The organism is Mycolicibacterium cosmeticum, assembly GCF_000613185.1.
Lineage (GTDB): Bacteria > Actinomycetota > Actinomycetes > Mycobacteriales > Mycobacteriaceae > Mycobacterium > Mycobacterium cosmeticum.
This window is the reverse complement of record NZ_CCBB010000001.1, coordinates 3,160,019-3,172,923: the sequence shown is the minus strand read 5'-3', so window position 1 is coordinate 3,172,923 and position 12,905 is coordinate 3,160,019. Positions and strand designations below refer to the sequence as shown.

The 12,905-nt window shown below is 69.4% G+C and carries 14 protein-coding genes and 2 pseudogenes; 8 read left to right on the top strand and 8 right to left on the bottom strand.

Annotated elements, in window-relative coordinates; all coding sequences use genetic code 11:
• Positions 1 to 78: 78 nt before the first annotated feature.
• The gene (locus BN977_RS15170; RefSeq protein WP_036398090.1) at positions 79 to 648 is read left to right on the top strand and encodes a TetR/AcrR family transcriptional regulator; all 570 of its coding nucleotides are present in this window, start codon (positions 79 to 81) and stop codon (positions 646 to 648) included.
• Here BN977_RS15170 and BN977_RS15165 read toward each other — a convergent pair.
• The 6 genes from BN977_RS15165 to BN977_RS15145 all read right to left on the bottom strand — a co-directional run bounded on the left by BN977_RS15165 (position 611) and on the right by BN977_RS15145 (position 5,417).
• Positions 611 to 1,753 carry an RNA polymerase sigma factor gene (locus BN977_RS15165; protein WP_036398088.1) on the bottom strand — a complete coding sequence of 381 codons (1,143 nt, stop codon included), beginning with the start codon at positions 1,751 to 1,753 and terminating at the stop codon, positions 611 to 613. The genes BN977_RS15170 and BN977_RS15165 overlap by 38 nt on opposite strands.
• Positions 1,754 to 1,762: 9 nt before the next feature.
• On the bottom strand, positions 1,763 to 2,170 hold the full coding sequence (locus tag BN977_RS15160; RefSeq protein WP_024453293.1) for a YciI family protein: 408 nt from the start codon (positions 2,168 to 2,170) through the stop codon (positions 1,763 to 1,765).
• A 90-nt stretch (positions 2,171 to 2,260) separates the two neighbouring features.
• Positions 2,261 to 2,635, bottom strand: coding sequence for a VOC family protein (locus BN977_RS15155; RefSeq protein ID WP_024453292.1), 375 nt, complete (start codon positions 2,633 to 2,635; stop codon positions 2,261 to 2,263).
• Between the two features lie 49 nt (positions 2,636 to 2,684).
• Positions 2,685 to 3,515 carry an LLM class F420-dependent oxidoreductase gene (locus tag BN977_RS15150; RefSeq protein WP_024453291.1) on the bottom strand — a complete coding sequence of 277 codons (831 nt, stop codon included), beginning with the start codon at positions 3,513 to 3,515 and terminating at the stop codon, positions 2,685 to 2,687.
• Positions 3,516 to 3,680: 165 nt separating this feature from the next.
• Positions 3,681 to 3,848, bottom strand: coding sequence for a hypothetical protein (locus BN977_RS32880; RefSeq protein ID WP_165576323.1), 168 nt, complete (start codon positions 3,846 to 3,848; stop codon positions 3,681 to 3,683).
• Positions 3,849 to 3,971: 123 nt separating this feature from the next.
• A complete protein-coding gene (locus tag BN977_RS15145; protein WP_036398086.1) occupies positions 3,972 to 5,417 on the bottom strand; it encodes a phospholipase D-like domain-containing protein in 1,446 nt (481 codons plus the stop codon).
• A 100-nt stretch (positions 5,418 to 5,517) separates the two neighbouring features.
• Here BN977_RS15145 and BN977_RS33265 point away from each other — a divergent pair.
• The 5 genes and pseudogenes from BN977_RS33265 to BN977_RS15125 all read left to right on the top strand — a co-directional run.
• A pseudogene (locus BN977_RS33265) lies at positions 5,518 to 5,793 on the top strand (DUF3349 domain-containing protein); the annotation flags it as partial.
• Positions 5,794 to 5,892: 99 nt separating this feature from the next.
• Positions 5,893 to 6,554, top strand: a pseudogene (locus BN977_RS33635) (GAF and ANTAR domain-containing protein).
• Between the two features lie 53 nt (positions 6,555 to 6,607).
• The gene (locus BN977_RS15135; RefSeq protein ID WP_234709570.1) at positions 6,608 to 6,808 is read left to right on the top strand and encodes a DUF2795 domain-containing protein; all 201 of its coding nucleotides are present in this window, start codon (positions 6,608 to 6,610) and stop codon (positions 6,806 to 6,808) included.
• A 14-nt stretch (positions 6,809 to 6,822) separates the two neighbouring features.
• Entirely contained in the window at positions 6,823 to 8,601 is a 1,779-nt protein-coding gene (locus BN977_RS15130; RefSeq protein WP_036398082.1) for a thiamine pyrophosphate-requiring protein, read from the top strand.
• Between the two features lie 14 nt (positions 8,602 to 8,615).
• Complete coding sequence (locus tag BN977_RS15125; RefSeq protein ID WP_036398080.1) at positions 8,616 to 9,173, top strand: type 1 glutamine amidotransferase domain-containing protein; 558 nt, start codon at positions 8,616 to 8,618, stop codon at positions 9,171 to 9,173.
• On the opposite strand, the gene BN977_RS15120 is transcribed toward BN977_RS15125, so the two are convergent.
• Together BN977_RS15120 and BN977_RS32420 are read right to left on the bottom strand one after the other, a co-directional pair.
• Positions 9,170 to 9,658, bottom strand: a complete 489-nt coding sequence (locus BN977_RS15120) for a GNAT family N-acetyltransferase (RefSeq protein ID WP_036399221.1) — start codon at positions 9,656 to 9,658, stop codon at positions 9,170 to 9,172. The genes BN977_RS15125 and BN977_RS15120 overlap by 4 nt on opposite strands.
• A gap of 73 nt (positions 9,659 to 9,731) precedes the next feature.
• Positions 9,732 to 9,899 carry a hypothetical protein gene (locus tag BN977_RS32420; protein WP_109790137.1) on the bottom strand — a complete coding sequence of 56 codons (168 nt, stop codon included), beginning with the start codon at positions 9,897 to 9,899 and terminating at the stop codon, positions 9,732 to 9,734.
• Positions 9,900 to 10,172: 273 nt separating this feature from the next.
• Between BN977_RS32420 and BN977_RS15115 the strand changes: the two genes are divergently transcribed.
• The gene (locus tag BN977_RS15115) at positions 10,173 to 10,643 is read left to right on the top strand and encodes a hypothetical protein (RefSeq protein WP_036398078.1); all 471 of its coding nucleotides are present in this window, start codon (positions 10,173 to 10,175) and stop codon (positions 10,641 to 10,643) included.
• 211 nt (positions 10,644 to 10,854) lie between these two features.
• Positions 10,855 to 12,903: an MDR family MFS transporter gene (locus tag BN977_RS15110; RefSeq protein WP_234709612.1), complete on the top strand. Its 2,049-nt coding sequence runs from the start codon at positions 10,855 to 10,857 to the stop codon at positions 12,901 to 12,903.
• Positions 12,904 to 12,905: the final 2 nt, after the last annotated feature.

The following is a 12,905-nucleotide window of genomic DNA, read 5'->3' as shown; positions in this document are numbered from 1 at the left end:
AAATGAGAGTTCCACTATCACATAGTATGGAACGTGTCGGCCCGGGAAGTATTCCCGGCTGGGTTCTCAGGAGGTCACGTGCGGCGCGATGCCACCGACAACCGCGACAAGTTGGTCAAGGCGGCCGAGCAGGTATTCGCCGAACACGGTCCCGCGGCCACCCTCGACGACATCGCCCGCGCCGCCGGGGTGGGTCCGGCGACCCTCTACCGCCGGTTCGCCAACAAGGAGGCCCTGGTTCAGGAGGTGCTCGCCGGTTTCTTCCAGCGGCTCATCGAGGTCGCCGACACCGCGGCCGCTGCCGAACCGGAGCACGGCGTGGAGTTGTTCCTGCGCACCGTCGGCGTCGAACTGGCCGAGAAGGCCGGATTGTCCGCGCCGGTGTGGGGTGATCTCGCCCCGCGGGCACTCGTGGCGGAGTTGCGCCGCCGGTCGACGGATCTGCTCACCCGCGCTCAGCGCGTCGGCGCGGTGCGCGCCGACCTGACCCCCGACGACATCACCATCGCGGTGTGGGCGCTGCGCGGCGTCATCCAGTCCGAACGGATCGACCCGGCCCACCGCGGGCGGCAACGCTGGCAACGCCACCTGGACACCATCATGCGCGGATTCAGCCCGGCCGGCGCAGCGCGGCGGCCCGGATCGTGAGGTGGTCACGTTCGGCCACGTTGTCGGCCTCCGCCGCGGCTTGCACGTAGAGGTCGGCGGCCGTTGCCGCCGCACCGGCCCGCTCGTGCAGATACGCCGCCGCCGCGGTGTACCTCGGCAGGGCGGGATCCAGTGCCGCCAGTGCAGCCAACCCGGCCCGCGGCCCGTCGGCCTCACCCAGTGCCACGGCCCGGTTCAGCCGCACCACCGGGCTGTCGGTGAGGTGCACCAGTTCGTCATACCACTCGACGATCTGCACCCAGTCGGTCTGCTCGGCCGTCTCGGCGTCGGCGTGCAGGGCGGCGATGGCAGCCTGAGCCTGGTACTCCCCCAAGCGATCCCGCGCCAGGGCGGCCTGCAGGATATCGATGCCTTCGGTGATCAGGTCCCGCCGCCACAGCGTGCGGTCCTGTTCGGCCAGCGGCACCAGGGCGCCGTCGGGCCGGGTGCGCGCCGGACGTCTGGCGTGATGCAGCAGGAACAAGGCCAGTAACCCGGCGGCCTCCTCGTCGGGTGTCGCGGCGACCAGCTGCCTGGCCAGCCGGATGGCCTCCTCCGCCAGATCGACTTCCCCGCTGTAGCCCTCGTTGAACACGAGGTACACCACCTTGAGCACGGTGTGCAGGTCGCCGGGGCGGTCCAGCCGGGTAGCGCCGACGGTGCGTTTGGCGCGGCTGATGCGTTGCGCCATGGTCGCTTCCGGGACCAGATAGGCCTGGGCGATCTGCCGGGTGGTCAACCCGCCCACCGCGCGCAGCGTCAGCGCGACCGCCGAAGCGGGCGACAGCCGCGGGTGCGCGCACAGGAAATACAGCGCCAGGGTGTCGTCCACGTCGACGGCTGGTCCAGGCGAAGGTTGTTCTGCGACAAGCTGTTCGCGCTGAACCCGGGCGGCGTCGGAGCGGGCGAGGTCGACGAATCGGCGCCACGCGGTGGTGATCAGCCAGGCCTTCGGGTCGGCGGGCGGTTGTGCCGGCCAGATCTGCAGAGCCCGGATCAGCGCTTCCTGCACCGCGTCCTCGGCGGTGCCGAAATCCGCTCCCCGGCGCACCAGCGCGGCCAGCACGCCGGGGATCAGCTCACGCAGCTGGGCGGCGTCCACCATGCGCGACGGCTACTCCGCGACGCACGGGGTGTGGTTCAGCAGTGGCCGCAGCTCCAGCCATTCATGGATCGGCTCCCCACCGGCGCCGGGCGCCGCCGACAACTCCCCGGCCAGCTCGAGCGCGCGCTCGTAACTGTCGACGTCGATCATCATCCACCCGGCGATGAGGTCCTTGGTCTCGGCGAACGGACCGTCGGTGACGGGTGGCTTACCGGCCCCGCCCGAGCGCACCCAGGTGCCGCCGGGCGCCAGCGCCTGGCTGTCGACATACTCACCGCTGGCCTGCAGCCGGGCGGCGAAATCGTTCATGTACTTGATGTGCGCCTCGACCTCGGCCGGCTCCCACCGATCCATCGGGACGTCGTTGACCGCCGCCGGCGCCCCGCGGTAGTGCTTCAGCATCAGGTACTTGGCCATCGGTTTCTCCCTCCAGGTGTGCGACCCTAGCGGTCGCTCACCACTGGGACGGAGCCATCACGCGGGTTTCGACATCACGCGGGAAAAAAATCAGGCCGACGCCGGCCGGAACACCACCGTGATGCAGAACGGGTGACCCGCGGGGTCGATCAGCACCCGCCATTTGTCCGGGTTGGGCTGCAGCTCGGCCTTCGTGGCACCCAGCGCCAGGAGCCGGCTCTCCTCGACGTCGAGGTTGTCCACCGCCAGGTCCAGGTGCAGCTGTTTGGGCGCCGGCCCGGCGGGCCAGGTGGGCGGCCGGTGGTCGTCGACCCGTTCGAAGCTCAGCAGGATGCCCGGCCCTTCCAGGGCGACGAGATCGGGGGTGGACAGCACCACCTTCAACCCCAGCACCTCGCGATAGAAATCGCCGAGTGCCGCCGGGTCGGGGCAATCGACTGCCACCGCACCCAACCGAATGCTCACGGCTGTCCCCCGTCGGTTCCGCAGATGTGGCGCGCCATACCGGCGCCGGTCAGGCCCGGAACTGCGCGACCCGGGCGGCGTACTCGTCGAGCAGGCGCAGTGAGTCGTCGCGGGATTTGGTGGGTAGCAGCAGGTTGGCCTGGCCGAAGCCGAGATCCTGCAGGGCACGCCAATAGTCGAGGTCGATCGGCACACCGAAGGTGCTCAACGGCACGTCATGGCCGGCACCGGCCCGGAGCTGCTCGACCCGCCGGGTCAGCCGGTCGACCGGCAGCGGATTGGAGATCCAGCCGGCCTCGTGCCTGATCACCCGTTTGACCGTCGCGTCGGAGTCGCCGCCGATGAGGACGGTCGGGTGCGGGGTCTGCACCGGCTTGGGCCGCAGATACGACGCGTCGAAGTCGACGTACGTGCCGTGGTATTCGGCCGGTTCATCGGTCCAGAGCGCCTTGATGGCCTCGATGCGCTCGTCGAGCAGCGCGCCGCGGGTCTTCGGATCGGTGCCGTGGTGACGCAGTTCTTCGATGTTCCAGCCGGCCCCGACGCCGAGCACAAAGCGGCCGCCCGAGATCAGGTCGATGCTCGCGGCTTCCTTTGCGGTGATGATCGGATCGCGTTGGATGAGCAGGGCGATGCCGGTGATCAGCTCGATCTTCGAAGTGACGGCCGCGGCCGCGGCGAGTGTGACGAACGGGTCCAGGGTGCGGTAGTAGATGCGCGGCAAGTCACCGCCGAGCGGGTACGCCGACTCCCGGCTGGCCGGGATGTGCGTGTGCTCGGCGACCGCCAGCGCCTCGAAACCCCGCTCCTCGATCGCCCGTGCCAGTGTCACCGTGTCGATGGTGTCGTCGTTCACGAACGTCGAGATGCCGAATTTCATGCGCGTCCCCAGCTGTCGTCGTTGTCGTCGCGGTGCGATACCCGACCATGTCGCCCAACTATGGCCCATCCGGCGCTATTCCCGGAAGTGGGCGGTGCGGCCCACACGACGAAGAGGGACACCCGTTGCGGGTGCCCCTCCTCGTCGGGTCGATCGACGGCAGACCTAGCGGCCGTTGCCCACGATCGAAGTCACCGCACCGGTGGTGGCACGCTGCTGGTTGTCGTGCACCCACTCGTGATGGGCGATGTCGGCCTGCGCGGGAGCGGCCAGTCCGACAACCATCGCGGCGAACGCCGTAGCGATGATTCCGGTGAATCCAAACTTCTTCATTTTCAAGCCCTTTCGTACGAGCCTCTGACGGTTCCTGGCTTCCACAACGCACCGTGGGCCCAGGTAATTCCGCTGGCAGGAATTGACCGCTTCGTGGCAGTACCGGACCGGATCCTCGCGGGGCTAGTTGCCCAGGCCGGTGAGGAACCGGCGCAGGCTGGCGGCCAGCGACCGCGGCACGTGGTCGGGGTCCATCAGCTCGTTCTCCGCCAACGGGCTGGCCTCGCCTGCGACGGTCTCGGCGGTGAACCGGCGCAACGTCCGGCCCGTGTCGATGAGCGCCTCGACCGCCGCCAGGAACGTCGAGCCGTGCAGGGCGCTGCCGAAGTCGGCGGCGTCGACGCCCAGGTGTTCGGCGATCAGCCGGTCCCGGAAGGCCGTGATGGTCTCCCGGAGCGGGTCACCGGCGCCGGCCTCGGGACCCTCGGCCTCGATGGCCACGTCGCACTCGCTGTCGAAGCCCATCGACCGATTGTTCAGATTGGAGGACCCGATGCGCAGCAACCGGTCATCGACGACGAGAACCTTCGAATGGATGTACACCGGCTGCCCGCCCGCGGTCACCGGCCAGTACACCCCGAACCGACGGTGTTCGTCGGCCGCCCACAGTTCGTCGAGCAGCAGCTTGCGCGCGCTGTCCATCGCCTGCTGCTCCAACCGGCTCTCGGACCGGCGCGGTAACACGATGACGACCTCCGGACCGTCCGGTTCGCGCAGGCGCCCGGCCAGCGCCTCGGCGACGGTGCGCGACGCCAGATACTGGTTCTCCAGGTAGATGGTGTGGCGCGCGGCCGCGATGGCGGCCAGGTTCAGGGCCTCCACCTCCCGCACCTCCTCGCGGCCGGGCAGGTCGGGGCTGGTGCGCGCGATGCCCACCTCGACATCGCGCACGTCGGGCTCCAGGCCACGGGGCCAGGCCAGGTGTGCCACGTCCAGCCCGGGCAGCACCTGACCGGTTGCCGCCGCCCACCGGTCGCGGGCAACCTCGCCCAGGGCACGCGCGGCCTGGCCGTCCACGGCGGCGGCCACCTCGTGGCGGGGGCCATAACCACGGCGAAACCCGTTGTCGTCCAGATGTTCCGGCGTGTCCCAGCGGCCCAGCGTCAGGTCGATACCGCCACAGAAGGCGACCACGTCGTCGACCACCACGATCTTCTGATGGTGCACGGCACCGGTGGGATGCGCACCGTCGACGGCGAAGCGAATTCGCCTGCCGCTGAGCGTGTTCAGCACCCGCACCGGCGTCAACCCGTACCACAGGTCGTCGAAGACCGGCAGCAGCCGCAGGTTGGACTTCAGCACGTAGATCTGCAGACCGGGCCGTTTCCACAGCAGCCAGTAGAGAAGCGCCGCCAGCTGGTTCGGCCCGGGCAGGGTGGGCTCCGCGGGTTCCAGTGTGGTCCGGCCGTCGAAATCCCAGCCGACCAGGATGATCCGGTGCTGTGCACGCAGCATCGCGGCCTTGACGTGCCGGAGGTAGTCCGCGCCGTCGACGACGAAGGCGACGTGGTCGGCGTGTTCGGTCTTCCAGCAGGTCCGGCCCGGCACGAGGACGGGATCGTCGGGCACAGCCGCTGTCTATCACACCGACAGCGGCGACGCCGGTCGGTGCGATGCGTTTGGCGGCCCATCGCCCGGGTAACCGCTCGTCAACCAGCGCGGGCGAAGGGTGGTGATCGTGCTTACACGAGCGCTGACGACGGTGGCGGACTTCTTCCGCGCCGGTTACCCCACCGGAGTGCCCGCCACCGGTTATCTGCCGTTGTTCGCCCTGCTGCGCCGGCGGCTGTCGGACGACGAGGTCCTGATCGTCGCGGGCCGCACCAACGGCGCCGGGCCCCCCATCCTGCAGTCCGATATCCGCACGGCGATTGCCGCGCTGCTGCGCGACACTCCGCTATTCGACGACGTCGACCGGGTCAGTCGGCATCTGGCCGGCACCGGCTGGCTGGTCGCAGACGCGTCCGGTGCCGCCGTCGTCGCCCCGGACGGCCCGCTGCACTACACCGTGAGAGAGGTGACGAGGATGTCCGCGCAGAACACCATGCAGGGGCCGCAGCTGGTCGAGCGGCTGGCCGAGCTGGCACCGGAGGTGCGTGAGTTTCGGCCGGCCGACCAGCTCTTCGCCGATATCGCCGCGCTGGCGGTCGAATTGATCCCCGGTGCGGACGTCGCCGACATCATGGTGCTGCGCGACGGTGCCGTGCTGTCGATGGGCGCCACCTCGCCGCTGGCGGCCGAGCTCGACGAACTGCAACAGCGGTTCGGGGAGGGGCCGTGCGCGCAGGCCGCCGCCGACAGCACCATGGTGCGGGCCGACGATTTCGGCACCGAGACCCGCTGGCCCCGGTACTCGCCGGCGGCCGTCGCCCGCGGGGTGCGCAGCAGCCTGTCCTACAAGATCTACTGCGCCGGGTCGACCGCCGCGACCATGAACATCTTCGGCTTCGGAGCGAGGCCCTGGGATGACGATGCCGAGACCGTCGGCGCGGTGCTGGCCTCGCGGCGGCCAGTCCGTGGGGTTCGGCGCTCACCTCGCCGCTCGGCAGCCGGGAGCGGCTCGGCCAGGCCAAGGGCATCATCATGGAGCGCTACGGTGTCGACGACGTCGCGGCGTTCGAGATGTTGCGCCGGCTCGCCGACCAGTCGGACATGGGCCTGCTCGAGCTGGCGCAGCGCGTCATCGACACCCGCACCAAGGGCTGAGCCGAGGTTTGCGCCACGACCCGCCGGGTAGCCCGGGCGGCATGGGACTACAAGTGACCGAAGTACAGAAATGCCTGTCCGGCTTCGACTACCCGGGGACGGCCGATGATCTGGCCCGGCACGCCGAACAACACGGCGCCGCCGACGAATTGGTGCAAAGCCTCAAGGGGCTGTCCAAGGACAGTTTCGACGGGCCGAGCGCGGTGATGCAAGCCCTGGGTGACGAGGGCGCACTCGGCGGCTCCACCGCCTGACGGGGACTGCACCGATGGCCGAGCTGGTGTGCGACGCGATCGTCGGGCGTCTGCGCGAATGGGGTGTCCGATGGGTCTACGGCTATGCCGGTGACGGCATCAACCCCATCCTGGGCGCCTTGCAGCGCGCGGGCGACCCCGAGTTCGTCTCCACCAGACACGAGGAGCTCGCCGCGTTCGCGGCGTGCGGGCACGCGAAATTCAGTGGCGGGGTGGGTGTTTGCATCGCCACCCAGGGCCCCGGTGCCATCCACCTGCTGGCCGGCCTCTATGACGCCAAGCTGGACCGCAGGCCCGTGGTGGCGATCGTGGGGCAGGTCATCTCCACCGCGCTGGGCAGCGGCTACCTCCAAGAAGTGGACCTGCACGCGTTGTTCAAGGACGTCTGCGGCCAGTACGTGCAGACCGTGTTCGCCCCGGAACAAGCCCTGATGGCGGTGGACAACGCCATGCGTACCGCGGTCGCCACCTCCACCCCGACCTGCCTGATCGTGCCGCACGACGTGCAGCAGGCGCAGATGCCCGCCCAGCCGCAACACAGTCACGGCATCGTGGCGTCGGCACCGGTCACCGGACACGGCCGGCCGGCCCTACCCGCCGACGACAAGTTGCGCGGCGCCGCCGAGGTGATCGACGCGGGCGAGCGGGTGGCGGTGCTGGTCGGTCGGGGTGCGGCCGGGGCGGAAGCCGAGATCGCCGCACTGGTGGACACGGCCGGTGCCGGCGTCACGTGCTCCCTGTTGGGAAAGCCCGTGCTCGACGAGGACGCCCCCTGGCACACCGGGGTGATGGGTCATCTGGGCACCGATGCCAGCGCCGAGCTGATGGCGAACTGCGACACGCTCGTCGTCATCGGATCCAACGACCCGTGGACGGAGTTCTATCCGGCTCCGGACCAATCCCGCGCCGTGCAGATCGACATCCAGCCCCGCGTGATCGGCTCGAAGTATCCCGTCGAGGTGCCGTTGGTGGGCGGTGCGCGGGAGACGGTGGCAGCGCTGGTGCCGCGGCTCACCCGCAAGCCCGACCGCAGCTGGCATGACGCGGTGGTGCGGTGGAAGCGCGCCTGGCAGGACACGGCCTGGCAGCGCGCCAGCACACCGACACCGAACACCAACCCGGAGTTGGTGATTCGCACCCTGTCGCGGCACCTTCCGCGCAACGCCCGGCTGGCCGTCGACGTCGGATCGGTGACTTACTGGTATGCGCGGCATCTGCGCCTGCCGCCCGGTGTGCCGGCGCATGTGTCCGGTTACCTGGCGTCGATGGGCTGTGCCATGCCCTATGGCCTGGCAGCCAAACTCGACGCGCCGGACCGGCCGGTGGTGGCCCTGGTCGGTGACGGCGCCATGCAGATGAGCGGACTGCTCGACCTGATCTCCGTGGCCGACCGCTGGCGCGCTTGGGCCGACCCTCGCTTCGTGATCCTGGTGCTGCACAACGGCGACCTGGCCGAGGTGTCCTGGGAACAGCGCGAGATGGAGGGCAATCCGAGATTCCCGGCTTCCCAACGTGTTCCGTCGTTCCCGTACGCCGGTTACGCCGAACTGCTGGGCCTGGCCAGTGCCAGGGTCACCGAATCGGCCCAGGTGTCCGCGGCATGGGAGCAGGCGTTCGCCGCCGACCGGCCCTTCGTGCTGGAGGCGGTGGTCGACGCGTCGACACCGATGTTGCCGCCACAGCTGCCGCGCGGCACCCAAGGGCGGATTATCTCGGCCCTGGAACGGGAAACCGACGGGGCGTATGCACAGCAGCGCGTCCGGCAGGAGAGCACCAACCGGTACGCCCACTGATAGGGAGTGATGTGATGCCCAACGAACTGCAAGGACGCAAGGTCGCCATCCTCGCCGCCGACGGCGTCGAGAAGGTGGAACTGGAGGTGCCGCGCGCCGCCGTGACGGATGCCGGCGGCCGGGCCGACCTGTTGTCGGTCCAACCGGGCGAGATCCAGGCCCGCAACCACGATCTGGAGCCGGCCGGGACATTCCCGGTGGACGGCACCGTCGCCGACGCGGCCGTCGACGAATACGACGCGCTGATCCTGCCCGGCGGCACCGTCAACCCGGACAAGTTGCGACTGGATTCCGCGGCGGTGGCCTTCGTCCGGGATTTCGTGCGGTCGGGCAAGCCGGTCGCGGCCATCTGCCATGGACCGTGGACGCTGGTGGAGGCCGATGTGGTCCGGGATCGGACCCTAACCTCCTACCCCAGCATCCGCACCGATTTGCGCAACGCCGGGGCGACCGTCGTCGACCAGTCGGTCTGCATCGACGGCAACCTGATCACCAGCCGCTCACCGGATGACCTGCCGGCGTTCTGCCAGGCGATCACCGATCAGTTCGCCGCGGTGAAGGCACACACTTAGAGCGTCTTCTCGAACGCGTGGGCGCCGATGTCCTCCGCCCGCAGCGACGTGTCGTAGAGCGGCCGGTATCCGCTGGCCAGGTAGAGGCCGACCGCTTCGGGCTGGCGCGGTCCGGTGGTGAGGCACACCCTGCGGTAGCCGCGTTCGCGGGCGATGCGCTCCAGTTCGGCGACCACCAGCTTGCCGTAGCCGCGCCCGCGGTGCGCCGAGGACGTCCAGATCCGTTTGAGTTCGGCGGTGTCGGCGTCGTGGCGCCGGAACGCTCCCCCGGCGACCGGGACGCCGCCGGACACTCCGACGATCAGCACACCGCCTGGCGCGGCGAACTCGTGGGCGGGGTACGCCCGCATATCGGCGTACTCGGTGCCGCTGAGATCCCCGTAGCGCGCCGTGTACTCCTGGCTCAGCTCGTCGAGCAGCGGTGCGGCCAGCGGATCGCTCTGCGCAACGGTGATGAATTCGACGGTCCCGGCTTGTTTCACGATGCCGTTATACAAGGGCGCAGATGTGCAAAGGGGCACCCCGGTGTGGGGTGCCCCTTTTGCGCAGCGGCTCCGATCAACGGCCGTTGCCGAAGACCGACGTCACCTGGCCGGTGGTGGCGTGCTGCTGGATATCGTTCACCCATTCGTGGTGGGTGATATCGGCCTGCGCCGGGGCGGCCAAGGCCACGACGGCGGCGGCGAACCCGGAGGCGATGATGCTGGCAAAACCGAACTTCTTCATTTGAGTGCCCTTCTGGCTAGTGGTCTGCTGACTTCTGCCAGCCATAACGCACTGGTCAGCTGGGTAATTCCGGTGGCAGTAATTGACCGCCGATTGGCAGGAAACGATGCTCGGCGGCCCGCGACGCGCATGCTGTCAGCAAATAGGGCGACGGCACCGGGAATTATCCGGATCGTTATCGTCGTTTACCCCAATTGTCACACGGGTATCTTTGGTAACAGCACCGGAGATCGGTGCACCCGTCCACGAGAAAGAGCCGAATGGGTCATCACAATGAATACCGTCCTGTACTTCAGCGTCAATGGCGCCGTATATGAAACCCGTGCCTACACCCAGGCCGATATCACCCAACTCGTCCACGACCAGGGCCTGCAGAGTCTGATCAGCGCCGACCGGCAGTTCGACTTCTGGTTCAGCCCGACGTCACGCCGGTGCCAGCGCGACGTCAACCGCCGTGCCACCGAATTGCTCTTGGCGACAACCTCTTTCGACGCGAAAACCGTCCCGCTGTTGCGCGGCTGCATCGTGGTGGCCACCCACGACGCCGACGGCGACCTGGACGGTCTGAGCTGGGAGCAGCTTGAGCTGCTGGCCCACAAGAACCGCGGTGTGAGCGCCAGGGACCAGCGCATCCTGAGCCGCCGCATCGCGCGCGACCGACGCCGCCTGCGCCGCTCCAGCACAGTCGACCCCGCGCGCCGCCGCGCGCCCGCACCGCAGGCCACCTCCAGCCACGCCGGTTGATCGGCCAGGCGTAACCCGCGGCCCGGTGTCAGTGGGCACCTCCCGGGGTATGGGTCGGAGGATGCGAGCGGAAACCACCGACCCGCCCGGCAGAGGAGCCACCGCCATGTCCGTGACCACCGCGCCCCGGCAGGCCGCCGATCAACCGCCGGCCACGGAGGCGGCTGACGGCAGGCAGCGCAACTTCATCTTCCTGGCGGTCGTGCTCGGCATGCTGCTGGCCGCGCTCGACCAGACCATCGTCGCCACGGCGCTGCCCACCGTCGTCGCCGATCTCGGCGGTGCCGGCCACCAGGCCTGGGTCGTCACCAGTTATCTGCTGGCCTCGACCATCGTCACCGCCGTGGTCGGCAAGCTGGGCGACATCTTCGGCCGCAAGAAGATCTTCCAGGTCGCCGTGCTGCTCTTCCTGGCCGGCTCGGTGCTCTGCGGTCTGGCGCAGTCGATGGGGATGCTGGTCGCGTCCCGGGCGCTGCAGGGCCTCGGTGGTGGCGCCATCACCGTGACGGCGGTCGCGGTCATCGGCGAGGTCATCCCGCTGCGCGACCGCGGTCGCTACCAGGGCGCCCTCGGCGCGGTGTTCGGCGTCACGACCGTCGTCGGGCCGCTGCTCGGCGGGCTGTTCACCGATCATCTGACGTGGCGCTGGGCCTTCTGGGTCAACGTCCCGGTGGCCGTCGTGGTGATCGCGATCGCCGCCGTGGCGATCCCCGAACTGAACCGCACCGCGCGGCCGGTGCTGGACTATGCCGGCATCGTGCTCATCGGGATCGGCGCGGCCGGGTTGACGTTGGCGACCAGTTGGGGCGGCACCACCTACGCCTGGGGATCGCCGACCATCATCGGGCTCTTCGTCGGTTCGACGGTGGCACTGATCGCGTTCGTCGCCGCCGAACGCCGGGCCGCCGAGCCGATCCTGCCCATCCGGCTCTTCGCCAATCCGGTCTTCACGGTGTGCTGTGTGTTGTCCTTCGTGGTCGGGTTCGCGATGCTGGGGGCCCTGACCTTCCTGCCGACCTACATGCAGTTCGTCGACGGTGTGTCGGCCACCATGTCCGGGCTGCGCACATTGCCGATGGTCGCCGGCCTGCTCGTGACGTCCCTGGGCAGCGGCGTGCTCGTCGGCCGCACCGGGCGCTACAAGATCTTCCCCATCGCCGGAACCGCGATCATGGCACTGGGGTTCGTCTTGCTGTCCCGGATGGACCCCGACACCTCCACGCTGCTGCAGTCGCTCTATCTACTGGTGCTGGGCGTCGGGATCGGGCTGAGCATGCAGGTGCTCATCCTGGTCGTGCAGAACACCGTCGACTTCACCGATCTCGGCGTCGCGACCTCGGGCGTCACCTTCTTCCGGACGATCGGCAGCTCGTTCGGTGCCGCGATCTTCGGCTCCATGTTCGCCAACTTCCTGGACGGCAGGCTGCCGGCCGCCATGGCCCGTAGCGGCGCACCACCGCAGGCCGCCACGGCACCCCAAGTGCTGCACCAACTTCCGCACGATATCGCCGCCCCGATCATCGACGCCTACGCCGATTCGCTGAGCCGGGTGTTCCTGTACGCGGCGCCGTTCGCCCTCGTCGGGTTCGTCCTGGCACTGTTCCTCAAACAGGTTCCGCTACGCGACACGGCCGCCAGCGGCAGCACCGACCTGGGCGAGGGGTTCGGCATGCCGACCATCGAACCGCCCGAGAAGCTGCTCGAGGTCGCCATCGGCCGGTTACTGCACCGCAGCCAGGGCGTCGACCTGGAGGCCCTGGCGCATTCGCCGCGCAGTCACGTGGACACCGCGGCGCTGTGGGCGCTGATCCAGATCTACCGGCACGCCGCGGTGACCGGGACCGCGGATCTGCTCGACATCGCCGACGAGCGCCGGGTGCCCCGCCAGATCCTGGAACCCACCTTCGGCCGCCTGGTGGCCACCGGGTACGCCACCCGCGCCGGGAACGCGTTCACCCTCACCCCGGCGGGCGCCGCGGAGATCAACACGGCCCGCGACCTGATCTCCGGTTGGATCACCGAAACCCTGGCCCAGTCGGCGGAATTCCAGGGCCGGCCGGACCGGATGCAGGTGCAGGGCGCGCTGGACCGGATCGCCCGCGGCGTGCTGCTGGAGCGCGACGCCGCGGCGGACGAAACCCGCCCGCTCAAGCTCGGCGCCGGCCATCGTTCGACCGGCCGTCCGACGAGAGCTCAGACGGGGGCTCCCCGCCCGGCCCCGGCAGAGCCGCCCACCCGGCCGTTCCGGACCCGGGGCTGAAC